General features: G+C 59.5%; 20 protein-coding genes. 4 read left to right on the top strand and 16 right to left on the bottom strand.

Translation table 11 applies throughout. The annotated features are described in order from the left end of the window. The first annotated feature begins 9 nt into the window (after positions 1–9). The gene (locus QZ177_RS00945) at positions 10–507 is read left to right on the top strand and encodes a pyridoxamine 5'-phosphate oxidase family protein (RefSeq protein ID WP_294175167.1); all 498 of its coding nucleotides are present in this window, start codon (positions 10–12) and stop codon (positions 505–507) included. Positions 508–579: 72 nt separating this feature from the next. On the opposite strand, the gene QZ177_RS00940 is transcribed toward QZ177_RS00945, so the two are convergent. From QZ177_RS00940 to QZ177_RS00900, 9 genes are read right to left on the bottom strand one after another with little or no spacing between them, the layout of a single operon-like run. Next, the gene (locus tag QZ177_RS00940; RefSeq protein WP_294175165.1) at positions 580–1,902 is read right to left on the bottom strand and encodes a copper amine oxidase; all 1,323 of its coding nucleotides are present in this window, start codon (positions 1,900–1,902) and stop codon (positions 580–582) included. 57 nt (positions 1,903–1,959) lie between these two features. Then, a complete protein-coding gene (locus QZ177_RS00935) occupies positions 1,960–2,769 on the bottom strand; it encodes a polysaccharide deacetylase family protein (RefSeq protein WP_294175164.1) in 810 nt (269 codons plus the stop codon). Position 2,770: 1 nt separating this feature from the next. After that, positions 2,771–3,712 carry a DNA-binding protein WhiA gene (gene whiA, locus QZ177_RS00930; RefSeq protein WP_294175163.1) on the bottom strand — a complete coding sequence of 314 codons (942 nt, stop codon included), beginning with the start codon at positions 3,710–3,712 and terminating at the stop codon, positions 2,771–2,773. A 12-nt stretch (positions 3,713–3,724) separates the two neighbouring features. Further along, complete coding sequence (locus QZ177_RS00925) at positions 3,725–5,026, bottom strand: gluconeogenesis factor YvcK family protein (RefSeq protein WP_265071033.1); 1,302 nt, start codon at positions 5,024–5,026, stop codon at positions 3,725–3,727. A 48-nt stretch (positions 5,027–5,074) separates the two neighbouring features. Further along, on the bottom strand, positions 5,075–5,980 hold the full coding sequence (gene rapZ / locus QZ177_RS00920; protein WP_009645542.1) for an RNase adapter RapZ: 906 nt from the start codon (positions 5,978–5,980) through the stop codon (positions 5,075–5,077). Between the two features lie 48 nt (positions 5,981–6,028). After that, positions 6,029–6,826 carry a Cof-type HAD-IIB family hydrolase gene (locus QZ177_RS00915; protein WP_009645549.1) on the bottom strand — a complete coding sequence of 266 codons (798 nt, stop codon included), beginning with the start codon at positions 6,824–6,826 and terminating at the stop codon, positions 6,029–6,031. Positions 6,827–6,848: 22 nt separating this feature from the next. Next, a complete protein-coding gene (locus tag QZ177_RS00910; RefSeq protein ID WP_294175162.1) occupies positions 6,849–7,655 on the bottom strand; it encodes a Cof-type HAD-IIB family hydrolase in 807 nt (268 codons plus the stop codon). 39 nt (positions 7,656–7,694) lie between these two features. Beyond that, positions 7,695–8,900 (bottom strand): N-acetylglucosamine-6-phosphate deacetylase, encoded by a 1,206-nt coding sequence (gene nagA / locus QZ177_RS00905; RefSeq protein WP_294175161.1) that lies wholly within the window; start codon positions 8,898–8,900, stop codon positions 7,695–7,697. After that, positions 8,897–9,832, bottom strand: a complete 936-nt coding sequence (locus tag QZ177_RS00900) for an ROK family protein (protein WP_294175159.1) — start codon at positions 9,830–9,832, stop codon at positions 8,897–8,899. The genes nagA and QZ177_RS00900 overlap by 4 nt, the downstream gene beginning before the upstream one ends. A gap of 185 nt (positions 9,833–10,017) precedes the next feature. Between QZ177_RS00900 and QZ177_RS00895 the strand changes: the two genes are divergently transcribed. Next, on the top strand, positions 10,018–10,494 hold the full coding sequence (locus tag QZ177_RS00895; protein WP_294175158.1) for a hypothetical protein: 477 nt from the start codon (positions 10,018–10,020) through the stop codon (positions 10,492–10,494). A 287-nt stretch (positions 10,495–10,781) separates the two neighbouring features. On the opposite strand, the gene QZ177_RS00890 is transcribed toward QZ177_RS00895, so the two are convergent. The 7 genes from QZ177_RS00890 to QZ177_RS00860 form a co-directional block, all read right to left on the bottom strand. Beyond that, the gene (locus tag QZ177_RS00890; protein WP_009645460.1) at positions 10,782–11,084 is read right to left on the bottom strand and encodes an HMA2 domain-containing protein; all 303 of its coding nucleotides are present in this window, start codon (positions 11,082–11,084) and stop codon (positions 10,782–10,784) included. 1 nt (position 11,085) lies between these two features. Further along, entirely contained in the window at positions 11,086–11,286 is a 201-nt protein-coding gene (locus QZ177_RS00885) for an RNA-binding protein (RefSeq protein WP_294175156.1), read from the bottom strand. A 230-nt stretch (positions 11,287–11,516) separates the two neighbouring features. Then, the gene (locus QZ177_RS00880) at positions 11,517–11,684 is read right to left on the bottom strand and encodes a hypothetical protein (RefSeq protein WP_009645496.1); all 168 of its coding nucleotides are present in this window, start codon (positions 11,682–11,684) and stop codon (positions 11,517–11,519) included. Then, positions 11,671–12,240, bottom strand: a complete 570-nt coding sequence (locus QZ177_RS00875; protein ID WP_294175155.1) for a hypothetical protein — start codon at positions 12,238–12,240, stop codon at positions 11,671–11,673. Before QZ177_RS00875 ends, QZ177_RS00880 begins: the two co-directional genes overlap by 14 nt. A gap of 73 nt (positions 12,241–12,313) precedes the next feature. After that, the gene (locus QZ177_RS00870; protein WP_294175154.1) at positions 12,314–14,278 is read right to left on the bottom strand and encodes a methyl-accepting chemotaxis protein; all 1,965 of its coding nucleotides are present in this window, start codon (positions 14,276–14,278) and stop codon (positions 12,314–12,316) included. A 471-nt stretch (positions 14,279–14,749) separates the two neighbouring features. After that, positions 14,750–16,717, bottom strand: coding sequence for a methyl-accepting chemotaxis protein (locus QZ177_RS00865; RefSeq protein WP_294175152.1), 1,968 nt, complete (start codon positions 16,715–16,717; stop codon positions 14,750–14,752). A 299-nt stretch (positions 16,718–17,016) separates the two neighbouring features. Then, complete coding sequence (locus tag QZ177_RS00860; RefSeq protein WP_294175150.1) at positions 17,017–17,484, bottom strand: 8-oxo-dGTP diphosphatase; 468 nt, start codon at positions 17,482–17,484, stop codon at positions 17,017–17,019. A gap of 330 nt (positions 17,485–17,814) precedes the next feature. Between QZ177_RS00860 and QZ177_RS00855 the strand changes: the two genes are divergently transcribed. Together QZ177_RS00855 and QZ177_RS00850 are read left to right on the top strand one after the other, a co-directional pair. After that, entirely contained in the window at positions 17,815–19,362 is a 1,548-nt protein-coding gene (locus tag QZ177_RS00855) for a hypothetical protein (RefSeq protein ID WP_294175149.1), read from the top strand. Then, positions 19,322–25,522 (top strand): hypothetical protein, encoded by a 6,201-nt coding sequence (locus QZ177_RS00850; protein ID WP_294175147.1) that lies wholly within the window; start codon positions 19,322–19,324, stop codon positions 25,520–25,522. Before QZ177_RS00855 ends, QZ177_RS00850 begins: the two co-directional genes overlap by 41 nt. The last annotated feature ends 31 nt before the right edge of the window (positions 25,523–25,553 follow it).

The following is a 25,553-nucleotide window of genomic DNA, read 5'->3' as shown; positions in this document are numbered from 1 at the left end:
AGAGATTCGATGAACTACGAAGCCGCTGCCGAATTTTGGCTTGAAAAGGACAAGGATGCCGTCAAGATACCGCCGGATGAGCTGCGAAAGGAACTTGATTCCTTCCTCAAGGGCGAGAAGGTCTGCACGCTTGCCGTCGCTGATGGCAATTTCGTCCGCTGCACGCCGCTGACGTACACTTACCGCGAGGGCAGATTCTACATTTTCTCCGAAGGCGGCTTGAAGTTTCGCGCGCTCGCCAAGAACAAGAACGTCGCCTTGGAAGTCCATGCTGAATATCACGGGCCGGGCAGCGCCAAGAGTGTGCAGGTGACGGGCGAAGCCCTCGTCATCGGAGCAGATGACGAGGATTTCATCACACGCGCGGACGCTGCGGGCATGAACGGCGCAAGCCTAAAAAAGATGGGACTCATCCTCATCGTCGTCACAGCGCAAAGACTCGAATACCTGAACTCCGAACTGCGCAAGCGCGGCTATTGCCCGCGCCAACAGCTTGATATGGCATAATCCGTGCAAGTCAAACGAGAAAGCCGTCGAGTGCTCTCACCGAGAGTTTCCGACGGCTTTTCCCATTCCAGTTCACTTCCCCGCCGGCATCAGGATGATCTGCACGGGCAGATTCGACGCACCCGGCGGCGACAGCTCGAAGCTCGGCTGCACGGAGCTGTGGTAGCTGCCGAGGTCGGACAGCTCTGCGGCGACCTTCAGGCGATCCTTGCCTGTGAGGCGTGCGGCGCGGTCAGCATCGCTGTCGGGCGGTATGGCGTCGCCGAAGAAGAGCCTGCCGCCCGGCGTTTCCAAGAGGCTTGAGCCGTGACCGAAGTCGACGCTCATCGCGCCCGCATAGACGCCGCCCAACGGCGTCAGATAGTACTGCGTCGCCTCGCGTCCCGTCGTCGGGATCTGGATGCGGTAGAGCACGCCGTAGTTGCCGACGTTCGTCACCGTGCTGCCGTCCGTCGCGTCGATGCCCGTGCGGAAGACGTCCTGCCGATTGTCGCCGATCGGGATGTAGACGACGCCGTCCTTGTCGGGATTGTACGGTTTGCTGCTGATCACACGATTCATGCCCTGGAACGTGCCGCGCAGGCGCTGCTCATCCTTCGGCAGAACGCGTGCGCTGGAAATGAATTTCAACGGATCGGCGGTCGCCGGATACATGAGGACGGAAACTTTGACAGGACCGTCCGCATGAAAATCGTAGACGCCATAGACGAGCTGCCCCGGCTCAAGCACCGTATGATTCATCTCCGGCTCCAAAAGCCGCTTCGTGCCGCGCTGCACATAGAGCATATCATCGCGCTTCGTCTGGAAGTAGGCGAGCTGCGTACCCTTGCCCACCTCCAGGTAGTCGCTGCTCGGACGGCTCGCACCGCCGCGCGTGACGCGAACGACGACGGAGGAATCCCCTTCGTTCTGCAGCACGACGGCGACCTTCTTGCGCACGCTCGTATTATTCAGATGATAGTAGAGGATGCGCGCATCGCCCGTGACGGTGTCCTCGTAGAGGATGCCGTCCTCCGTGACGTATTCGGGGCTGTCGGAAAAAAGCAAGGTGCCACCCGTATCTTCGGTCTCGACGTTCCACTCGCGCATGGCACGCTGCGCCTCGTTGAGGCGCAGCGCACCCGGCAGACCTGTGCCGAAGTTCAGCCGCACGCTGTACGGCTCCGCTTCCTGCTGCCTTCCTCGTCCCAGGAGGCGCGTTCCCTGCGGCTCATGTACGGCGCGCGCCTCGTCCGTCGTGACGCGCGTCGTGGAAGCCTCGTCTATTCCGTGACGTTCCGCTCCAGCCGGAGGATTCGTCACGCCCATGCTCGCGAGCGTCGCAAAAAAGCACGCCGCAATCCTTGCCTTCCATCGTTTCATCTTGTCGAAAACCCCTTTTTCCTCTACCCACATAAGATAATTCCTCAAAACTTCCGCTTGGCGAAGCAGCACGAAACATTCGCCGCACGTCTAGTGCTGCAAGTGCTGGTTGATGCCGAAGATGCTGAAAAGCTCCGCCTTCAGGATGCGCAGGCGAAACTCCGCAAGGCCGAAGCGCGGTCGTGGGATGTTGACACGCTGCAGGAACATCGGATCAGTCTGGAACGTGTTGAACCCCGCATCGCCCGTGACTGCCGTCAGATAATTGCTGTCGCGCAGAAGAGCGGCGATCTCTTCATTGCAGCTGCCGTTCGGGTAGGAGAAGCTGAACACCGTCTTGATGCCGTTCCACTCCAGGAGCAGCTTCGATAAGCGCACCTGATCCCCCTGTTCGGCTCGGGACATGCCGACGAGCGGCAGATGGTCGGCCGTGTGGCAGCCGATCTCGATGCCGCGCTGCTGCATGTCGCGCAGTTCGTCCCACGTCAGATAGCCCTTCTTGCCGATGAAATTCGTGACCACGTAGATCTCGCCCTTCATGCCGCGCTCTTCGAGGAGCGGCAGCGCCTGCGTGTAATTGTCCTCGTAGCCGTCATCGAAGGTGACGATCACAGGCTTTTCGGGAAGATTTCCTTTCCCCTTCGCCGCCTTGGAAAAATCCAGCATGGTGATCGTCTCGTAGCCCTCGGCCTTCAAATAGTCGAGCTGCGCGGCAAAATCCTCCGTCGGCACATAGTAGCGCTCCACCAATGCCCCCTCGGGATCGTCCACGTGGTCGGCGATATGGTGATACTCTAGAACGAGCACGCCCTGCGCCGGATGAAAATGCGCGTAGAGGGCGAGCGAAAAGACGACGAGCAGAACGATTCCTGCCGCATACAAGATCATGCGCTTTGCCATCTCAGATTCCTCCTTCCTGCCCGTCCGCCAGCGCGACGAGCTTGCGCAGCCGATGATTGACGCCCGATTTTCCTATGCCCAAAAGCCCCGCAAGCTCTGCGAGCGTCGCCGTCGGATGCTCCATGCGCGCCTCTGCCGTCTTTCGGAGTCCGGCAGAAAGCCCCGCGACGGCATCCGCTGCCTCCAGTGCACGAATCGCCGCGATCTGTCTGCCGGCGGCATCGACCGACTTCTGCACGTTCGCCGTCTCGCAGTTCACGAGGCGGTTGACCTGGTTCTTGACTTCCTTCAAGTTGCGCGTGACCTCGAATGCCTCAGCCGCCTTCTCCGCACCGAGCAGAGAGAAAAAATCAATGATGGCGTCGCTTTCCTTCAAATAGACGACGTAGCTCTCCTTGCGGTCGGTCAGCCCCGCCGGATACCCCATCGTGCGAAGGAGGGAGAGCAGCAGCTCCGCAAAGGAATAGCTCCCCGTCACCAGTTCCAGATGATAGCCAGACTCCGGGCGGCTGACGCTGCCGCCGCCCAAAAAGGCGCCGCGCAAATACGCCTGACGGCAGCACGCCTTCTTAAGGAGCGCGCTGTCCGTGCCCATGTTGAGCGCCGATCCGTGCATGAGACCCATGCGCTCCATGAGAGCGGCGACCTCGCGCGACGGCAGGACGTGCACGCGGTAGCTGTTGTTCTTCTTCAGACGGCGCGAGCGGCTGACCGTCAATTCCGTATGGACGCCCGCCGAACCTTTGAGGAGCATCAAGGCCTTGCGCGCGACCGCAGCGTTCTCCGTCGTAAACGCGAGTCCGACGGCACGCTTCGCCCCGAGCGTCAGGACGGCGCCCATGCGCAGGAGCGCCGCCAGTTCAGCCGTACGGCAGCACGCCTTGCGCCCGAGGGGACGCGCGAGATCGTTCTTCACCTCAGCTGAAAACGATGGCTGCGCCATAGGAGTCCCTCCTCACTTGCTGATGCCAGGATGCAGTTTGTACGCCATCTTCATCACGCTCTTCATGAGCTTTTCTGGATCGTGATGCGCAACATCGTCGTCATTCACGAGGTCGGCCTTGACGACACCGATGCCGAGCGCATTGACGGCATCCTCATCGATCGCCACGGGTTCGACGCCCTCCTTCTTCAAAAGCTGCGCCGTCCCATGTGGCAACGGCGTTGCATTGACGAGCATGTAGTCGATCGCGCCCCTGCCCGCATGATCGAGAATCGCCTTCGCGTGCATGGAAGCCGTGTAGCCGTCCGTCTCGCCCGGCTGCGTCAGCACATTGCAGATGTAGATCTTCAGAGCACGGCTCTTTTTCAAGGCCTCCGCCACACCGTCGACGAGGAGATTCGGCATGATGCTCGTATAGAGACTGCCCGGCCCCAAGATCACGACGTCCGCCTCGCGGATCGCCGCGAGCGCTGACTCCACCGGCTCGACATGCTCGGGGAAAAGCTTCACGCGCCGGATGTGCTTGTGCACCTCGGGGATATGCGACTCACCCTCGACGAGGGTGCCGTCCTCCATGACCGCATCGAGCCGCACGTGTGCTGTCGATGCCGGAAGCACTCGCCCCTTGACAGCGAGAACCTTCGACGACTTCTTCAGCGCCTCTTCCATGTCGCCCGTGACCTCCGCCATGGCGGCGATGAAGAGGTTGCCGAAGCTGTGCCCCTTGAGTTCCGTGCCGTTTTGGAAGCGGTACTGGAAGAGCTTTTCCATCAGAGGTTCCGTATCGGCGAGCGCGACGAGGCAGTTCCTGAGATCGCCCGGCGGTATGATACCGAGTTCCTCGCGCAGCCTTCCCGAAGAGCCGCCGTCGTCGGCGACCGTCACAACCGCCGTCACATTGCTCGTCGCCTGCTTGATGCCGCGCAGAAGCACGGAAAGTCCATGCCCACCACCGATGACCGTGACCTGCGGTCCCTTGTCGAGGCGGCGCTTCTCATAGATGATGTCGACGAGCTTTTCCGATTTGTCGGGCAGGAGCACGCTGATGACGGAGCGTATGACGAAACGCGTTGCAAAGAGCATCAGCGCGAGTCCCAGGACGACGATGACGACGCCGACGATCGTCGTGATCACATAGTCGAAACTTCCGCGCCATAGATAGACGGCGCGAAAGATGGCTTCCTCGATGATGTCGAGATATTTGTAGTTGAAGACGAGGGCGAGACCCAGGCTGACCATCATGACGCCCGCACCGAACACGAACATCCAACGCTTGAAATGCATGCCCGGATAAAGCCATTTCAATAAGTGCATTCTTCCGATCGACCCTTTCCTAAAAAAACGGTGCGAAACGACGCCCATCTATTCGGGCAGTTCCTCCGGGTGTTCGGCGACCTCGTTCTTCATGAGATCGCGATGCTCAAGCTCCACCTGGAAGCCGCGCGCTGTCAAGAAACGATAGATATGACAGGCAATGTAGACGCTCCGATGCATGCCGCCCGTGCAGCCGATGGCGATGACGAACTGCGGCTTGCCTTCCTTGATGTACTGCGGCATAAGGAAATCGAGCATGGCGTCGAGCTTTTCCTCGAATTCCTGCGTCACGGGCCACTTGCCGATGTATTCGGCGACCTCCGGGACGGCGCCGCTCTTCCTGCGCAGGTCCTCGATATAAAAGGGGTTCGGCAGGAAGCGCACATCGAGTACCATGTCGGCGTCCAAAGGCATGCCAAACTTGAAGCCGAAGGACAGGACATTGATGCTCATCTTGTGCCCGTCCTCACTGCCAAAGAGACGCCAGATCTTTTCCTTGAGATCGACCTTCCTCAACACAGATGTGTCAATGATGTATGTCGCCTTGTTGCGCACGGGTTCCAAGCGGCGGCGTTCCCTCTGAATGCCGTCGGAGATGCGTGCATTCGCCGCCATCGGATGGCGGCGGCGCGTCTCCTTGTAGCGACGGATGATCGCCTCGTCGGAGGCATCCATAAAGAGCATCTCGTAGGGCGTCCCCGCCTGATCCATCTCTTCAAGCACATGTACGAAGGTGTCGAAGAACTCGCGCCCACGCGTATCCACGACGAGCACGACACGATTCACATGCTCGGCCGAATGGCGGCAAAGCTCGGCAAATTTCGGGATGAACACCGGCGGCAGATTGTCCACCACGAAATAGCCGAGGTCTTCCAGAAAGCGGCACGCCTGCGTCTTTCCGCTGCCCGAAAGCCCCGTCACGATGATAAAATTGAATTCCTTCTCTTTCGTCATGCTGTCCACCCCTGCAAACTGATAAGAATCCCTTGAAAAACTCAGCCCCTAGAGAACAAGCTCCTCGATCGCCCTTGCCACGCCGTCCTCGTCGCAGCTCGGCGCAAGGTATGTCGCGAGCGCCTTCGCTTCCTCCTGTCCGTTCGCCGTGACGACACTCGTACCTGCGAGACGCAGCATGGAAAGGTCATTGTCCGAGTCGCCACATGCCATGACCTCATCGGCCCCGATGCCCGTCGCACGCAGGATCGCCTCGATGCCCGTCGCTTTCGATACGCCCGTCGGCACAAGGTCGAGTGTGTAGCCCTTCGACTGCTGCGGATCGACGCGTCCCGCGAAACGCTCGCGGATCGACGCGGCGATAGCGCCGACGCCGCCCGCGAGGTCGCGCACGACGACCTGCGCAACGCCCTCGACGTACGGCGAGAAATCCTCGCCGACCTCGTGCACGGCGAAGCCCTGCACCGTGCGGTAGGCCGTGAAATACTCAGGTCGGAAATCCTCAGCGTAGATGTCGTCGCCGATGTACCACTGCGCGTACCAGCCGTTCTCCCGCGCAAACGTCAGAAGCTCCGCCACCGTCTCGGGCGAAAAAGCGCGCAAAAAGAGCGGCTCTGTCGCATCGAGCGCCTGCACCAGAGCACCGTTGCACGAGATGATCGGCGCGTTCGCCCCAATGATCCTGCCGAAGTAGCTCGCCGAGAGCAGCATGCGCCCCGTCGCCAGCGTCACAGCGACGCCCTTTTCCATCGCCCGCCGCAAGACATCCTTGCTGTAGTCCGACACCATCTTTTCCGAAGTCAAGAGCGTGCCGTCGAGATCCATCACGATCAGCCGAATTGCCATCCTCTATCCCTCATGCTTTCTTTCACTTTCCTTCCAGCACATAGGCGTGCACAGCCCGTGCCACGCCGTCCGCCGCTCCGTTTTCTGCGAGAAAGTCCGCCGCCTCCTGCGCTGCAGGCGTGCCCGTCGCCATGGCGACGCCGATGCCCGCGGCAGCGAGCATCTCGCAGTCGTTGTCCGAGTCGCCGAGCGCCAGCACCTCCTGCAGGGAGATGCCGAGACTTGCAGCAAGGCGCTCGATGCTCGCCGCCTTCGACACGCCCACAGCCATGATGTCGACGTACTTCTCCTTCGAGCGCACGGCTCGAACCTTGCCTTCGAACATGCGCGAGATTTCCGCCGCACGCGCCGCCGTCTCCTCGGCGCGATCACTGATCGACAGCAGCTTGAAGACGCGCGTCCCCAGTGCATAGAGGCCATCCCAGCCGACGACCTTTCCTTCGATGCCCGCGCTCTTCTCGTAGGCGCAGGCGCGACGGTCACGCTCGCAAAAGAAAAGCCCCTCATCCGTATAGAGCTGCACGTACCAACCGCGCACTTTCATGCAGTCGAGGATTTCTCGCACCACGTCAGGTGCGATGGGCGAAGCGAAAAGCTCCTTGCCCGCCGTCGTCTTGACGAGAGCACCGTTGCACGAAACGATCGGCGCCGTGACGCCGATCTCCTTCGCGTAGGGCAGAGCTGAGAGGTGCATGCGTCCCGTGGCGATCGCCACATGGACGCCCTTTGCCGCCGCCTCCTTGAGCGCCGTCCGATTCGCATCGGAGATGCCATTCTTCGCATCGATCAACGTGCCGTCCATATCCGTCACAATCATGCGTATTGCCATCCGCCAGACCCCTTCCCTTGCCTTCTTGAAGCCTTCCCTCTACTCTCTGTTCCTCCACTCGCCGTCCAAGGCGTCAGGCGCGGCGATGTAGGAGAGACGCCCGCCAACGATCGTCGCGGCGATGTTGAGATCATCATCAAAGAGCGTGAGATCGGCTCGCTTCTCCTCCTCCAAAGAACCCGTCTCCTCATAGATGCCAAGTTCCTCAGCAGGCGTGCGCGTGACCATCTCGACGACGCGCTCGATGGGCGCGCGCGTCGTCCGCGCGAAGTTCCGAACCGCCTCGTTCATCGCAAGCACGCTGCCCGCGAGCGTACCGTCCGCCAACTCTGCACGCGTTCCCCTGACCGTGACCTCCTGCCCGCCCAGCTCGAAGACGCCGCTGCCCATGCCGGCCGCACGCATCGAATCTGTCACGAGAATGATGTTCCTGCCCTCCTTCGCGTGGTAGAGGATGCGCTGCGCCGCAGGATCGACATGGATATTGTCAGCGATGAGTTCGCAGTTGACCTTGGTATCGAGTGCCGCGCCGACGATACCAGGATGACGCTGATGAAGACCGCTCATGGCATTGAAGCAGTGCGTGATGTGCGTGACGCCGTGCTTCTCTATGACTTCGAGCGCCGTCCTGTAGTCCGCACTCGAATGGCCGATCGAAACGAGGATGCCCGCATCGCGGCAGCGATCGATGAACGTATACTTGCCGTCCAGCTCTTCGGGAGCTAAGGTCACGATGCGCACGACATCCTCGAAGGACTCGATCCAATCGTAGTCGGCGCGTACGATCGCCTCCTCCGCCTGCGCGCCCTTATACGCCTTGCTGATGAAAGGGCCTTCCATATGCACGCCGAGGATGCGCGCGCCCTCGGGCGTCATGCGCATGGCACTGCGCACGCGCTCGAAGGCAGCGTGCACCGCGTCCTCTCCCGCTGTCATCGTCGTCGCGAGCCACGAGGCGACGCCCGTGCGTGCGAGGTAGCGGCCAATGGCTGGCAGCGCCTCTTCCGCCGCCACGTCCATCACATCCCAGCCGCACGCGCCATGCACATGCACGTTGATGAAGCCCGGCGAGACGAACAGCCCATGCGCATCGTGCACCTCGTCGATGCCCGCTTCCGCCTCCACCTCATCCATGTCGATGATCCGCTCGATGCGCTCGTCGTAGAGAAGCGCCATATCTTCCATGACGCGGAAATCTCCCTCCATGTTCGGCAGCAAGAGCCGTCCATTGATGATCGCCTTCATCTGACCTTTCCCGCCTCCCCCGTTTCTCGATTCTGTGCTCTCTCCTGCGCGTCCCTGCGGCGCTGAAGGAAGTGATAGAGCGCTCCCATGAGTCCTGCATCGTTGCCCAGCTCAGCGAAAGCGAGCTGCGTCGCGGAGCGGAAAGGACGCGGCACTGCCTCTTCCAAGTCCGCAAGAATGCGCGGCGCCAGATACTGCCTCTCCGCCATCACCGCTCCACCGAGAACGATGCGCTCGGGATTGAGCATATAGCAGATATTCGCGATCCCCTCGGCGAGCGGCGCGACGAGCCCTGCGATGGCGTTCACCGCATCGGCGTCACCCGCGCGCGCCCACGCGAACACCGTCTCACCATCAAGCTCCTCGGCGATGCCGTGCGCCTTCGCCGCGCGCTGCACCATGCGGCGCACGGAAGCGAGGTCGCCGAGCCTGCCGCCCGCGAGCCTCATGCTGCCGGCTTCGCCCGCGCTGTAGTTCGCGCCGCGCCAGAGCCTGCCGTTGAAAAGGATGGAAGCCCCGACGTCCGTGCCGACCGTCAAACAGACAAGCGAACGCACGCCGCGGCCTGCACCGAGCCAATACTCGCCAAGCCCCGCGCAGTTCACATCGTTCTCAACCGTGCAGGGAATCCCCGTCGACTCCTCGACAAGAGCCTTGAGGGCAAATCCCGTGTAGTCCTTGATGCTAGAACCTGCATAGATGACCTTGCCCGCGACCGGATCGACGATGCCGAGCGTCGAGATCGCGACGCCCGAGACGCCTCTTCCCCGAAAAGCATCGACGATGGCGAGTACCTTCTCGGCTACGCCCTGCGCCCCCGCCGTCCGTCCTTCCGTCGGCACAGAACCTTTCTCGCGCAGCCTGCCTCCCGCGGCAAGCGCATACTTGATCGAAGTGCCGCCAATATCCAAGCAAATGAAATTTTCTTCCATGGACTCCCATCCTCGAAAATATTGAACATCGTTCCTACCACTATAGCACAGGAGGCGCACGGGCGCAATGGTAGTGACAAGGCGCGGCGCATAAAGTATAATAAGAGGAAGAAAACATGCCCGCATCGCGAACAGATCTCTTTAAAAGACGTGCAGAAGCGGCGCGGGCGGAACGGAGAACCCCTATGAAAATCTTCCTCTACTTCGGCCTCCTCCTCATCCTCTGCGGCGCCTTCGGCTTCGGCTACACCTACACCGCCGACCACCGCACGGCAAAGAGTCTCTCCGCCTACTGCAAGATCGACTTCCAAGGCTCCTACGACGAAAGCGGCCGCGTCGAAGGCGCGACGCTCACGATGTGGGACTACCGCTACAGCAGCGCGAAGCCAAAGCCGCTCGTGACCATAAGCGCCGACGGCGACGCCTGGGACATCGACGCCATCGTCAAGCAGGAGCCGCCAAGCTACGACCTCAGGGAATACAGCCCCGAGACCTCGCTGAAGAACACGAACAAATTCTTCCTCAACGTCTCCCCCCAGCTGCTGCCGCTCCTCAGAAAGGCCGACGAGGTTCGCGTCAAGATCCGCTACGACAACGGCTACAGCGTCGACCTGCCCTTGAACGAGCCTGACCTTGCCTACTGGAAGGCGCAGCTCTATTGAAAAACCGTGAATAAAGGCCGCCGCCCGCCTGTCAAATTTGGGCAACCTCATTTTATCAGCGTTTTCTAAGGAATCACTGATAAATTCAGCTACCCATCTTCACACATCTACACTGTCCTCTCGTCGTCGACAAATCCTCGACGTAGCCACTGCTACGCCTGCGGTTTGTCTCCTAGACAGGAACAGCGTATCTGTGCAAATCTGGGCAACCTCATTTTATCAGCGCTTCCTAAAAAAATCCGCCCGTCTCGCTGTCCGATACAGCGGGGCAGGCGGATTTTTTCCGCTCATTTGCGATTCTTCGCGTGCTCCTTGATGTACGCTTCCGCACGCGTCAGCTCCTCGTTCGTATGGAGAAGCTGCGGCGTGTACTTGATGAGGATCGAGCCTGTCGCCGTGCTCGTCTCCACCTCGCTCAGCTCCGAATACGAGCGAAGGTACGCCAGAAGTTCCTTCTCCACCTTGGGGCTGCCGACGAGCATCTTGCTGTGCAGCCGTATGCGCCCGGGGATATAGGACGAAACCTCGACGGAACGCAGGAAGAGCTCGAACTTGTTCGTTGGTATGCCCAACGCCGAGAGAATGCCCATCTTACGCCTGCTGCGCCTCGATCAGAGCCTCGATATCCGCCTTCTGCTGCAGAAGCTCTTCGAGCGACGCCTGCGGCTGTGCGGCCGCCGCCTTCTTCGCCGCGCAGCGCTTCTGCACGCAGCGATAGCCGAGCGCACCCGCCACGATGCCCGCAGCGAGACCCACCCAGAAAATCGGCTTGCCAAATCCAAGATCACCCATGATGTTACCTCCATATATCCTTTGATTTCCTTGAGGAACGAAGCGGCAAACGCCTCCTCGCAGGAGGCGATCCGCCCCGTGAGCAGACCGCGTCCATATCCTCGCATTTCCGCTTATTATAAGCGCAGAATCCGTCCCTGTCAAGTGCCGCAAAGCCTTTATTTTCAAGGCTTTGAGCGATTTTCATCCTCATCGTACGAAGGAAATTTCATCTGCCTGCGGCTGATCTTTCATGCTTCGCGGTACAGGATAGGAACAGCCTCTTTCGGTGCGGTTTCTACAGTCATTGCCTGCTTCAAATCAAGCGGCTGCTTTTCCTGCATCATCTGTTTCACCATCTCGTCAAGCTCTTCGCGTGTTGCTTGATCCTTGATTTGCGGAAGTTCAACCTTCAACATAAGCAAGCCCTCCTTTGCTGCACTCTTTTAAAAATCGCCTGACCGTTGCATGATGTCCGATTTCACCGCCTTGATAGCGGCAATATACAGCATTGAATATCTCTTTTGCCGTGTCATATTCAAAAGAGACCGTCTTGCACAATATATGAACATCTCCTTGATTCGTCACCACAGACATCATCTTGACCTGTGCATAACGAAGCAAGGTCACGATATCCGGCAAAGAAAAATTGTTTGTGCTGGGATGATTATGCAAAAGCAGAATCTCCTGCGGCTCTGCCGAAGCAAAGATTCCATATGCCTCCGGTGACTTTCTGAGATCGACCGAAAACTCATCCCCCAACACCATGGCTCGGCGCACTTGCTTGAACGAAACTACCGACAACACTTCGTTGCTGTGGTTCTTTTCCTTTGCCACACGCAGCAACGTTCTATGCTCAGCAGCAACAGTCTCACATTCAACTTGCGTAAACTCCGGAACTTGCACAAGCGGAACCTTGTTCAGCGCCACATCCGTGATCATGATTTTTCTGTCGCGCTTTTTTGCCTGCTCCAAACCGCTTCCACCTCTTACAGTCATTCTAACATTTTACATGCAGGGCTTCAAGAGAATTTGGAGCAAGCCCTCATCACAGGCGGAACTTTTCCACGCCCGCCTGCAGACGTTCGGCGAGGTCGGCGAGCGTATGGCTGGCGGCGGCGATTTCCTCGTTCGATGCCGCCTGCTCTTCCGATACGGCGGAGACGTCCGTCGCTTTCTGCTGCACCGTATGCGAGACGTCGTTGATCTTCTGCACGGAAGCCGTCGTCTCGCTGCAGTCGGCCTGCACCTTCTCGCTGATCTCGACGATACTCTCTATGCTCGTTTCCAGCTCCGCCACGAGATCCATGATGCGATGGAATTTCTCTCCCGCTTCCTTGACCTGCCCGACGTTCTCACGCACCTCGCCCTGCTGATTCTTCGTGAGTTCAAAGACATGCTCGATCTCCTCGGAGTTCTTCTGTATGACGCCGCTGATTTCCTTCGCCGCCGCTTCGGACTCTTCGGCAAGCTTTCGAACCTCTTCGGCGACGACGGCGAATCCCTTGCCCTGCTCGCCTGCGCGCTCCGCCTCAATGGCGGCATTGAGGGCGAGGAGCTTCGTCTGCCCTGCGATCGAGGTGATGACCTCGTTGATCTCCGCGATGTTCTTCGAACCGTCGTAAAGCTTTTCGACCGCCGCGCTCGCCGTCGCCGCGCTCTTGGCAAGACCCTCGACGCCCTCGATGGCAAGGTCGAGCTTCTCGTCGCCTTCCTGCGTCGCTTCGCCCGTCAGGTTCACGGCGTGCTTCGCCGTGCTGACCGCCTCCGAGATCGTCTTCATCTGCTGGTTGACGCCCGTGACCTTCTGCGTCGCGGCATTGACAATCCCGCTCTGGTTTGCGCTCTCTTCGGCGATGATGCAGACGGCTTCGGCGGCGGACTGCGCCGCCGTCGCCGTCTGTGCAGCGCTCGCCGTCAGTTCCTCGCTCGACGCGGCCACCTGCTCGGCGGCTGCCTTCGTCGACTTGACCGTCGTCTGCAGGCCTTCGAGCATATCGCGGCAGCTGTTCTGCAGCGTGCCAATCTCGTCGCTGCGGTCGCTCTTCGTCAGATGTGCCGTGAGATCGCCGTCCGCAATCTTTTCCATCAGCCCCGAAAGAGCGCCGATCGGCGTTGTCACCGACGTCAAAAGGACATAAGTGATGCCCAGCAAAAGCGCGAGCGCTATGGCGCAGATCGCGAGCAGCGCCCAGCTCATGTGCGCAGCCGCCGCGTTCGCCTCGGATACCGGCAGAGCCACGAGGAGCGTCCAGCCCGTCTCCCCCACAGGCACGGCGGAATAGAACTTCTGCACGCCCTGATATTCCGTTTCGATCTGTTCGGGCTTTCCCGTCGTCAATCTGGCGGCAAAGTCCTTGTAAGCACCGCCGTCAATCTCATTGAACTTATCCTCGACCGAATACTTCGGATGATAGATGTACTCGGTATCGGGGCCGAGGACGACGATCGAGCCGGTCTCGCCGACCTTGACGTCCTTGAGCAGATTTCCCACCGGTTCAAGCGATATGCCGACGCAGAGGACGCCGCGCACTGCGCCGTTCTGCACGATCGCGCGGCTCAGACTGATGACCGGATCGCCCTTGACCGATTTGAACGGCTTCGAGATGATGAGTTTTCCCGGCTGCGCCGCCGCCTCCTTGTACCAGGCGCGCGTCCTCGGGTCGTAGCCCGCGCCAAGCGAACTTGACGCCACATAGGAGCCGTCCGCATTCCCGAAGACGGCGCTGTCAACGCCGTCGAGCTTGGCGATCTCGCGCACGGAATCCTGCATCGCGGCGCCTTCGGGCATACTCTGTGTCCAATTCATGACAGTCGTATTGACGGCGACGCGCGACGACTCAACGATCGTGATGATGGCATTCGCATAGCGCGAGCCAAGCTCGCTCATGCTCCTCTGTTTGGATGTCGACAAAGCATCCGTCGCCATCGTATTGATGACGAATCCCATGACGACGAATACGATGAGAAGCGGCACGCCGATCCCCGTGAGCATTTTTCCTTTCAGTTTCATAATGAACCTCCCAGCCTAGCTTCTATGAGCACATATACACCCCATGAGCACACCCTTCCTCTATTGCTCCGACAGCAGCGGACAAACAACGCGAAGGCGCATACTACAAAGAGATTTCCCCGCTATGTTTTTTCATTCGCCATCCATGCGACTTTTTCCTGCTCACTGCTAATAGAAAAGTCATTTATTTTGCGACTTATGGGGGGGGGTGGGGTACGATGAGCCTATAATGACTTATGCACATGATATGCATTCCTCTTATATTCTCTGCCTTTGGAATGTCTGCCACGAAAAATCTTTTCCCTTGATTCTGTGAAGATTTTAGGTATTCATACCTACTTTTACCGAAGCAAAAAGAGGAGAAGGCTCGCAAGGATGCGTCCTTCCCCTCTTTTTCCCTTATTCTTGTTTTGTGCATATCCTGCAGATATAGACAAAACTCTTCTTTAAAAAGATTATCCTAAACAAATATTAAAGGCGGAATGCCTGCACGCTGTTCTGCAGCTCTATGGCAAGGCTCGCGAGCGTCTGGCTGGCGGCGGCAATCTCCTCCGTCGAGGCCGCCTGCTCCTGCGAGGCAGCGGATACATCGGACGCCTTCTTGTGAATCTTGTGCGAGACATCGTTGATGCGCTGCGCCGACGCCGTCGTTGCATCGCAGTCCGACTGCACCTTGCGGCTGATGTCGACGATGCGCACGATGGCCGCTTCCAGATCGCCGACAAGATCCATGATGCGATGGAACTTCTCGCCCGCCGCCTTGACCTGTCCGACGTTCTCGCGCACCTCTTCCTGCTGCGCCTTCGTCAGCGCGAAGACCTGCTCGATCTCCTCAGCATTCTGCGCGATGACGCCGCTAATCTCCTGCGCCGCCGCCGCCGACTCCTCGGCGAGCTTTCGGACCTCTTGGGCGACGATGGCGAAGCCCTTGCCCTGCTCACCGGCGCGCGCCGCCTCGATGGCGGCATTGAGGGCGAGGAGTTTCGTCTGCCCTGCGATATTCGTGATGAGTTCGTTGATCTCCGCGATGTTCTTCGAGCCGGCATAGAGCTTCTCGACGGCCGCGCCCGTCTTCACCGAGCCGTCCGCAAGTCCCTCGACACCCGCGATGGCCTGATCGAGCATCGCGTCGCCTTCCTTCGTCGCCTCTCCCGTCGACGCGACCGCCTGCCCGGCCTCCGCAATCGCCTGCGAGATCGTCTTCATCTGTTCGTCGACGTCCACGAGCTTCTCCGCCGTCTCCTCAACGATCCGACTCTGCGCCGCGCTTTGGTTGGCGATGTCCGTGACAGCCTCAGCAGAAACTTGCGAGACCTGCGCCGTCTGTCCGGCGTTCAGCGAAAGCTCCTCGCTTGCCTGCGACACCTGCCCCGCTGCCTTGCGCGTCGAACTGACCGTGCGCTTCAGTCCTTCGAGCATCGTGCGGCAGCTCGTCTGCAGTGTGCCGATCTCATCGCGGCGCACGTCGGAGGAAAGCTGCATCGTCAAGTCGCCTGCCGCGACCTTCTCCATCAGCGAGGACAGCAGCCCGAGCGGCGTGATCGCCGAAGTCAGCAGGACGTAGGTGACGCCCAAGATGAGCGCGAGCGCGACGACACAGATGACGAGCAGCGCCATCTCCATCTGCGTGACGGCAGCGTTCGCCTCGGAAACCGGCAGCGCCACGAGAGCCGTCCAACCCGTCTCGCCGATCGGCACACCCGCGTAAAACTTCGCCTCGCCCTGATACTCCGCTTCAAGCTGCACAGGAGTCCCCGACGTAAGCTTCTCCGCGATCTCCTTATAAGCGCCGCCGTCGATCTCCTTGAACTTGTCCGCGAGCGTGTACGTCGAATGATGAATGTATTCCGTGTCAGGGCCAAGGATGACCAGTGCGCCCGTCTTGCCGACCTTCACATCCTTGACTACCTCGCGCGCGGCGTCAAGCTCGATGTTGATGGAGAGCACGCCGATGAGCGCGCCGTTTCGCACGATGGCGCGGCTGAGCGTCACGACGGTCTTGCCGTCGGAAGCCGCTGTCGTCGGCTTCGACATCATCGCCTTGTCCGGGTTCGCCGCCGAAGCCTTGTACCACTGGCGCGTGCGCGGATCGTAGCCCGCCGGGAAATGCTTGCTCGTCTCATAGCTGCCGTCCGGCCTGCCGATATAGGCAGAGGCAACGCCCGGCAGATCCGCGATGTGGGTGAGTGTCGCCTTCAGCGCCTCGCCCTCGGGCATTGACTCGCCCCAGGCGGCAGCCGTCGCATTGACCACGGCGGTATCAGCGGCGACGATCTTGTCAATCTCGTTCGCGTAGTGCTCGCCAAGCTCGTACATGCTCTTCTGCTTGGACGCCGTCAGCGCCGAACTCGCCATCATGTTGATGGCGACGCCCATGATGATGAAAATCACGACGAGCGGCACACCGATCCCCAAAAGCATCTTGGGTTTTAATTTCATACAATTCATCCCTGTCCTTTCTTCCCCATTCCCTGGATATTCCTTTAATCAAACCCTAACTTCCTAAGAATACCCCCTACGCCGTTCTTTAGTCCTAAATATTCGTAAAATCGGCTCATTTTCCTGCCTCATTTTCCTGAGAATTTTCTTAATAAACATGAAATAGAAAATTTATCCCATCCTCTCCGCTACTTTTGTCGAATGAAAATCATTCATTTAGGAGAGCTTCTCCTATTTTCTTCTAATTAATAGCCAGTATTTTCCATTTTATCTCCTTATTTCTCCTCTTTTCCCTTTCATCACGCATAGCGATGCAGGCGATGCTCAAGAAGCTTTCCCGCACCATCGTAGACAAGCTTCAATGTGAAAAACGGTGCATCTTGCGCCAGGAGGCGCAGGAAGATGCGGTCGCCCTCCCAAAGTTCCAGACTCTCTATGCGCTCCTTCTCCACCCAGGCGAGTTCCCCCTCGTCGCAAGAGATCGGCTCGCCTGTGAAGCGATCCGCCGTGAAGAGATGCATGTACTCCGTCACCCCGTCGCCCGAAACGAACGTGACGAGCGCACGGAACTGCCAGCGGACGAGCCGATATCCCGTCTCCTCCTCCACCTCGCGCAGCAGGCATTCCTCGGGCGACTCGTCCGCCTCGAAGTGACCGCCGACGCCGATCCACTTGCCGTGATTGACGTCGTTCTCCTTGATTGTGCGGTGCAGCATCAGGTACTTACCCTCGCGCTCGATATAGCAAAGCGTGCTCATTCTTTCCATGAATTGTTTCTCCCTCTCCAATAAGTCTTCATTCAAATCCGCCTCGCATTATAGCACCAAAGGACTGGGCTGAAAACAAGAAAAATCTTCCTTTTCTCTCTATATTGTTAGAAGGAGCAAAGCGCCGCAGCAATCATCCTCATTTATTTTTAGAAAAATAGAAAGATTATAGACAAACAGCTAGGAAAATGGTATCATAATATCCGAGCAATACCGCACACAGAAACGAACGTTTCGGTGTGCGGTACTTGTCCATCTGGGTCTGTGGGATGGTAAGGAGAAAGAAGCAGCTGGCTATCGCTTCTTGAAGACACAAGGAGGGATTGTTTCGTGTTTATGAAGAAAACCGCAGGAAAACGGCTTTCCTTTTTGGTGACACTGGCACTGTCTGCAGGGTTGGGAACAGCCGTCCATCCGTCGTCGGCATGCGCGGCAGAAATAAACGTCACGACCGACCGCACGGCGGACGTCGACGGCGGTGCTGCAAACGGCAACAAGGTCACGATCGGCGCAGAAGGCGGCGGCGGGCATCCCGTCATCGCGGGAAACATCATCGGCGGCAGTGCGACAGATGCGGCGAAAAACCTCGTCGACATCAAGAGCGTCCTCTTAGAATCCCCTCATGCCGTCTACGGCGGACGTGGCGCCAACTCGGCAACAGAAAACACCGTCCAAGTGACGGGCGGCACACTCAAAGGCGACATCTACGGCGGCTACACGGAAGGCGCAGGCGCGGTGATGAAGAACACTGTCCAAGTGATGGGCGGCACACTCAAAGGCGACGTCTACGGCGGCTATATCACCAACGAAAACAGTGCAGGCACGGTCTCAGGCAACCGCATCACGCTGCAAAACGTCGCCGCCAACCTCGCCTACGGCGGCTATACAAACGGAACGGGCGCCGTAAAGGACAACACGGTCGAATTCAGCGGCAGCGAGTCAACGGACCGCATCGCGGGCGGCTATATCGAAAATGCGAACAGCAGCGCCGAAATGTCGGGAAACAAGGTCTTCTTTACAGGCGATACAGCGGTTGATATCCATGGCGCTCTGAGCGAGGGAACGGGTGCGCTGAAGAAGAACACCGTCACATTCGGCGGTGATGACAGCACGGCGTACAGTATCTACGGGGCGCTCTCGAAGAACCAAGGGGACGTCGAGGAAAACGGCGTCACGCTCTCGGGCGGCACGATTGAAGAAAACGTCTGCGGCGCAGTCACGGACGGCACGGCACAGAACAATTTCGTCACGATGACGGGCGGAACCGTGAAAAAGGACCTCGTGGGCGGCATCGGCTATCAGTCGACAGGAAACACGGTCACCATCTCAGGCGGCACGGTCGACGGCGGTGTCTACGGCGGCAAGACGACGGGCGCTTCCGGCAGCCGCGCCTCGAACAATACGGTCAACCTCGGAGCGGAGGACGGCACCTACACGGCAACCCTCAGCACTACCTCAATCTATGGCGACAATTCCACGGACGGCGCAGTCAACAACACCCTCAATGTCCGCGGCAAGGGAATCACCGTAAACCAGGTAAGCAACTTTGACAAGTACAATTTCAAGCTGAACGACCATATCAAAAACGGCGATACGATGCTGACGATCGAGCGCGGCGGCTTCGGCAGGGAGATCGACTGGGCGAACAACTTCACCGTGGATACATCGGGACTGAGCGGCAAGCCAAACGGTATGATCACCCTCGTGAAAAGCGCGGAGACGAACGCTCTCAAATTCAAGGAAAGCTACGCGCCGCGCGATCTCGGCACTGGCAGCACCAAACGCCGAATACTTCATCGGCACGGACACAGGCACGCGCACAGCCACCTCCGTCATCATGAACTACAGCATCTTCAAGGACAATGCGTGGACGTATGACGGCACAAACCCGGCAGATCCCGCAGACATATTCGGCGGCTCCTCCTATGCGGGACATACGACGGAAAACAATACGCTGACGGTGACGAATACATCCGCCGCAAAGCAGGTGACGCACGCCTACGGCGGCAAAACGGCAGGTATCACAGGCGATGCCAAAAACAACAAGGTGATCGTCGAGGCGACGAATACACAAAAGGGCATCAACTATGTTGACGGCGGCGCTATCCTGCACATGAGCAATGCAGGCGCAGTCACGGGCAACAAGGTCACACTGAAGAGCGGCACGTTCAGCACAGTGACTGGCGGCAGAACGACAGGCACGGGCGCTGTCGGCTCTGCCACAGACGGCAATACGCTGACGCTGGAAAACGGCACGGTACGCAAGAAGCTCTATGGCGGATATATCTTAAACGCCAACAGCACCGCTGCGGTCACGGGCAACACGGTCACGGTGAAGAACGGCACATCTAACGACATCTACGGCGGCTATACGAACGGCAAAGGGGCAGCGAACAAGAACGCCGTCACGATTGCAGGCGGCACGGTGAAAAAAGACATCTACGGCGGCACGACGAGCGGCGGCGGCAATGCGACGGAAAACACCGTCACCATCACAGGCGGCACGCTCTCGGGCAATGCCTACGGCGGCAAGGCGGAAGGCACGGGCAACGCGACGGGAAATCGTGTCAACGTGCGTCTTGCAAGCACTGCGCAGCAGATCAACGGACAGATCGTCGGCGGTACGGCCACTGCTCCGACGAGCGCGATCACGGGCAACTCGGTGACCTTCGAGAGCGGTTCAAGCGGAATACGCGGCGCAGCTGTCGGCGGTCTTGCTGCGGCATCCCATACGGGCGACTTGAAAAACAACACCTTCACGCTCAAGGGCGGCGAAATTTCCATGGGCATGGGCGCAGTAGCGCAAGGCGGCAGCGGCACGGTCGGCGGCGACAGCGCCGCAGACGGCAACCACGCCATTGTCGAGGGCGGAAAGACGCACCTCGGCATCTATGGCGGCGCAACCGCAGGCACGGGCAAAGTGTCGTACAACACGCTCACGATCAAGGGCGGCGAAATCGAATTGGCGGGTGCCGGCGGTGTTCATCAGGCGAACTCCGGCGCCTCGCTCGTCACACACAACAGCGTCACGATCTCTGGCGGCAAGATCGACGGTTTCATCTATGGCGGCTTCAGCAAGGCCGACGGCACGGTGACAGAAAACACCGTCACGATCACAGGCGGCAAATTCACCGCTCATGTCTACGGCGGCTATGCGGACGGCACCAACGGCAAGGCGACGCACAACTGCGTGAACCTCGGCGACGCTTCGCACGACCGTCTCGCAGCCGGCACGAACCTCGAACATGCGACGCTCTACGGCGGCAACAAGGAAAATGACGTGACGGGCAATACCCTGAACATCTACGCGAAGAACGCCGTCGTCCACTCCGTGAAAAACTTCGACAAATACGTGTTCCACCTCAAGGGCGATGCAGCGAGCGCTGCCCCCATGCTGACGCTCAAGGCGACGGACGGCTTCGGCGCTCTCGTCGACTGGAACGGCCTCGACATCGACACCTCGAAGCTCTCGGCCTCTACCGTCCTCGGCACGACGCACCTCCTCAAAAGCGAAGCGAAAAACGCGCTGACCTTCAAGAACTACCAAGGCAGAAACCGCACGACCGCCGCGACGCACGGCGACTGGGAGACGGCGCTGCGCACCGATACGAATGCGGCGACAGCGTCATCCGTCCTCCTCGACTACAACCGATTCCAGAACAATACGACTGTCTACGACGGAACGAAAGCCGCATATACGATGCCGCACAGCGACGGCAGTACGACGAGCGAAATCTACGGCGGCATCTCCTACGCGGGAAACACGACGGCCAAAAACCATCTGACCATCAAAAATCTTCACCAAGATACGGACAGTGCCTATGGCGGCAAGACGGCAGGCGCAAGCGGCTCTTCCGTGAAGAACCGCGTGACCGTCGCGGGCACGGGAATGCACGCCCTGAAGAACATCTACGGCGGCTATGCGGAAAACGCTGCTCATGACGGTGCGGCGACAGAGAACACCGTCACGATCACGGGCGGCACGATCTCGGGCAGCATCTACGGCGGCTATACGAGCGGCACGGGCAAGGCTACGGGAAACACCGTGAACCTCGGCGACGCTTCGCACGACCGCCTAGCGGCCGGCACGAACCTCGAACATGCGACGTTCTACGGCGGCAACAAGGAAAATGACGTGACGGGCAATACTCTGAACGTCTACGCGAAGAATGCCGTCGTCCACTCCGTGAAAAACTTCAACAAATACGTGTTCCACCTCAAGGGCGATGCAGCGAGCGCTGCCCCCATGCTGACGCTCAAGGCGACGGACGGCTTCGGCGCTCTCGTCGATTGGGACAAGCTCAGCCTTGATACGGCAAATGCCGCCAACACGCAGACGATCGGCAAGGCGACGCTCCTCAAGAGCGAGACAGCGAATGCACTGAAATTCAAGAACTATGCGGCAAAGAGCCAAACGAGCGGCGACTACGAAACGACGCTTCGCACCGATACGAATGCGGCGACGGCGTCATCCGTCCTCCTCGACTACAACCGCTTCCAGAACAATACGGCTGTCTACGACGGCACGACCGCCGCCACACCGCTTGCAGGCGGCACGAGCGAAATCTATGGCGGCATCTCCTACAAGGGAAATACAGCGGCAAACAACCATCTGACGATCACAGGACTGCCGTCGGGCGGCGTCACGGCGGCCTATGGCGGCAAGACCACGAGCGGTGCGGGCGGCGCGACAGGCAACCGCGTGACCGTCAGCGCGACGGACGCAGAGAAAATCGGCAGTGTCTACGGCGGCTATACCTCGGGCACGGGCGCAGTCACGGGAAACACCGTGACCTTCTCGGGCGGCGCGACGCTGCACGATCTCATGGGCGGGCGCATCGACAACGCCGCCAGCCATGCCGACGCAACAGGCAACACCGTCACCATCACGGGCGGCAGCATCGGCGGCAGCGTATACGGCGGCTATACCTCGGGCGCAGGAAAGACCACGGGCAACACCGTGAATCTCGGCGACGGCACGGCTGCGACGCTCGCCGCAGGCACACATACGGAAGATACAGCACTCTACGGCGGCAGCAAGTCGGACGATGCGAGGGGCAACACCTTGAACGTCTACGTCAAGGATGCCGCCGTCAAGAGCGCAAAGAACTTTGAAAACTACACATTCCACCTGACTGACCACATCACCGCGGACAAACCTTCGAGCGGCAAGATTGACGACAGCTACACCGAAAGCCGAGGCACGATGCTCACGCTCAAGGGTGCGAGCGGGCAGGAAATCGACTGGAACAAGGTCACCGTCGACACATCGAAACTCTCCGCCGACAAGACGCTCGGCACGCTCACGCTCATGAAGAGCGGGACAGCGGGCGCACTGAAATTCAAGAACTACGCGGCGAAAGGCTACGAGACGGGCACGACGAGCGGCGACTACGAAATCGTCCAGCGCACGGATACGAACACGGACACGGCGAGCGCCGTCCTCATCGACGCCAACCGTTTCCGCAAGGGCAGCGTCACCTATGACGGCGTGCATGATGCCAAGACGTACGGCGGCATTTCCTACGGCGGGCATACGACGGAGAACAATGCGATCACCGTCACGGGAGTCGCAGAAGGCAAGACCATCAAGTACATCTCGGGCGGGCGCACGGAAGGATCGGCGGGCGACGCCAAGAACAACACGGTGCGCGTCGAAAGCACCGCATACAAAAATACCGTCCGGACTGCTGCGGGCACGGGCACGATCGAAAATGTCTACGGCGGCTTCATCGGCAGCGACAAGAATGCGGGCTGCGCCACGGACAACACCGTCGACCTCTCGGGCGGCATCGTGAAGACGGTCTACGGCGGCTACACGCGCGGCACGGGCAAGACCACGGGCAACACCGTGAGATTCACGGGCGGCACGGTCACGGGCACGATCTACGGCGGCAGCGATGCCAAGGACGTGAAGGAAAACACCCTCGTCGTCAGCGGCGAGCGCACGGCCGGACAGATCGCAAACTTCGAGAAGCTCCACTTCGACGCGGACATGGCGAAGGCAAACGACACGCTCCTGACGCTCAAGGGCGGCGCGGCGACAGCGGGTCTGAACTGGCAGAAGCTCGAAGCCTCGGGATTGGACGAAAATCGCCTCAAGACGCTGACCTCACCCTTCACAGAAAAATTGTTCTCGCTCATGGAAAATGCGAAGGGACTCGACTTCGGCACGACATACGACAAGGCGAAGGAAAAGACCGTCGGCGACTATGAATACACGATTGACACGGATACGAAGGGCGCGGCAGCGCAGAAAGTCGTTGTCCGCGGCTTCCAGTTCCAGAACAACGGCGATGCCAAGTATGAAACGGGCGACAACAAGGCCGCCTGGGGCGGACGCTCACTCATCGGCAACACCGTGCAGAGGAACAATCTGACCGTCACGGGCGGCACACTCGAAAGCGCCTACGGCGGCCTGAATGCCAAGGGGAATGTCACAGGCAACACACTCGTCCTCGCGGGCAGCACAGTCAAAAATGCCTACGGCGGCTTCGCCGAAAGCACAGGCAATGCGACGGCGAACATCGTCGATGTGCGAAAGGACACGCAGGCGGCAATCTGCGGCGGTCATGCCGCCCAAGGCGAAGCGTCGGACAACATCCTCCATCTAGGAGCCGTCACCATCGGTGCAGACGTCTGCGGCGGCGTCGGAAAGAAGACCGAAGGCAACATCATCAACCTCCATGGCACGAAGATCCACGGCACGGTCACGGGCGGCACAGCGCCTGTCGCCCCGGGCGGCAAGGCGAACATCCTCGCCATCCGCTCCGCCGGCACGGAGATCCATGACTTCACAGGCGTGCAGAACCTCAAGTTCTACCTGCCCGAAGGAGCGACTTCCTCCATGGCGACGATGCTCAAGCTCGGCGTCAAGGACAAGGACATCCGCGGACTCCACGTTGACGTCGACTTCTCGGGCGCAGCGAAGCGGCTGCAGCAGAACGAGACGTTCAGCCTCATGAAGCTCGCCAAAGGCGGCACGTTGAAAACCGACGAGAAAATTGCAGGCGAGATCACGGGCACGCAGGGCGTATCACTCGATTACAAATTCAGCGTGCGCAAGAAGAACACGGACGAGATCATCGCCGCCGTCGAAGAAACATCGCTCAAGAATGAGACGAAATCCCTCGTTGAGACGAGGGCGGCGACGACGGACGTCTTGGGCGGCGGCATGAGCCTGCTCGCCGATGCAGGCATCGCCTCCGCCGTCACAGCAGCCGCCGCAAATGTGCAGACAGGCGCCTATACATCATGGGCGGCGCAGGGCGGCTCCTCCATGCGCGTGCATTCCGGCTCCTACGTCGACACGCACGGCTACACGCTGAACGTCGGCTTCGCGCGCAAGCAGACGACAAAGGACGGCGTCCTCACCTTCGGCCCCTTCGTCGAATACGGCAGGGCGAGCTACGATTCCTACCTTGAGGATGCGGCCGCCACGCATGGCGACGGCAAGGTCAGCTACGTCGGCGCAGGCCTTCTCGCAAGGCAGGACAAAAAGAGCGGCTTCTACATCGAAGGCAGCGTTCGCGGCGGCCGCATCAAGAGCGACTACGCGGGCATCATTGCCAAAAAAGCCACGAGCTACGACATCTCAAACCCCTACTACGCGATTCACCTTGGCATGGGAAAGGAACGGAAGCTCCGCGCGGGAGATTCGCTTGAAACGTACCTCAAGTACTTCTACTCGCATCAAAGCGGCACAAGCGCCAAGCTCTCAACGGGAGAAGACTACAACTTCGATGCCGTCAACTCACATCGTCTGCGCCTCGGCGCTCGCTACGCGCACGACATGGGCGAAAATGGGCGCTTCTATGCGGGTCTTGCCTGGGATTATGAATTCGAAGGCGAGGCGCGCGCCACCTACCAGGGCATGACGACGCCAAGCCCGTCGCTCAAGGGCGCGAGCGCCATGCTCGAACTCGGCTACCGCTTCGCGCCGAAGGACAGCCGCGTCAGCTACGACCTCAATGTCAGCAGCTGGCAGGGCAAGCGCGAAGGCTTCACAGGAAGTGTGGGCGTGAATTGGACATTTTGATGAAAGCATTTCAAGGCATAGAAAAAGAAGC

Origin of the sequence: uncultured Selenomonas sp., from assembly GCA_905372355.1 — a bacterium.
GTDB lineage: Bacteria > Bacillota > Negativicutes > Selenomonadales > Selenomonadaceae > Selenomonas.
This window is presented reverse-complemented; position numbering and strand designations above follow the sequence as displayed.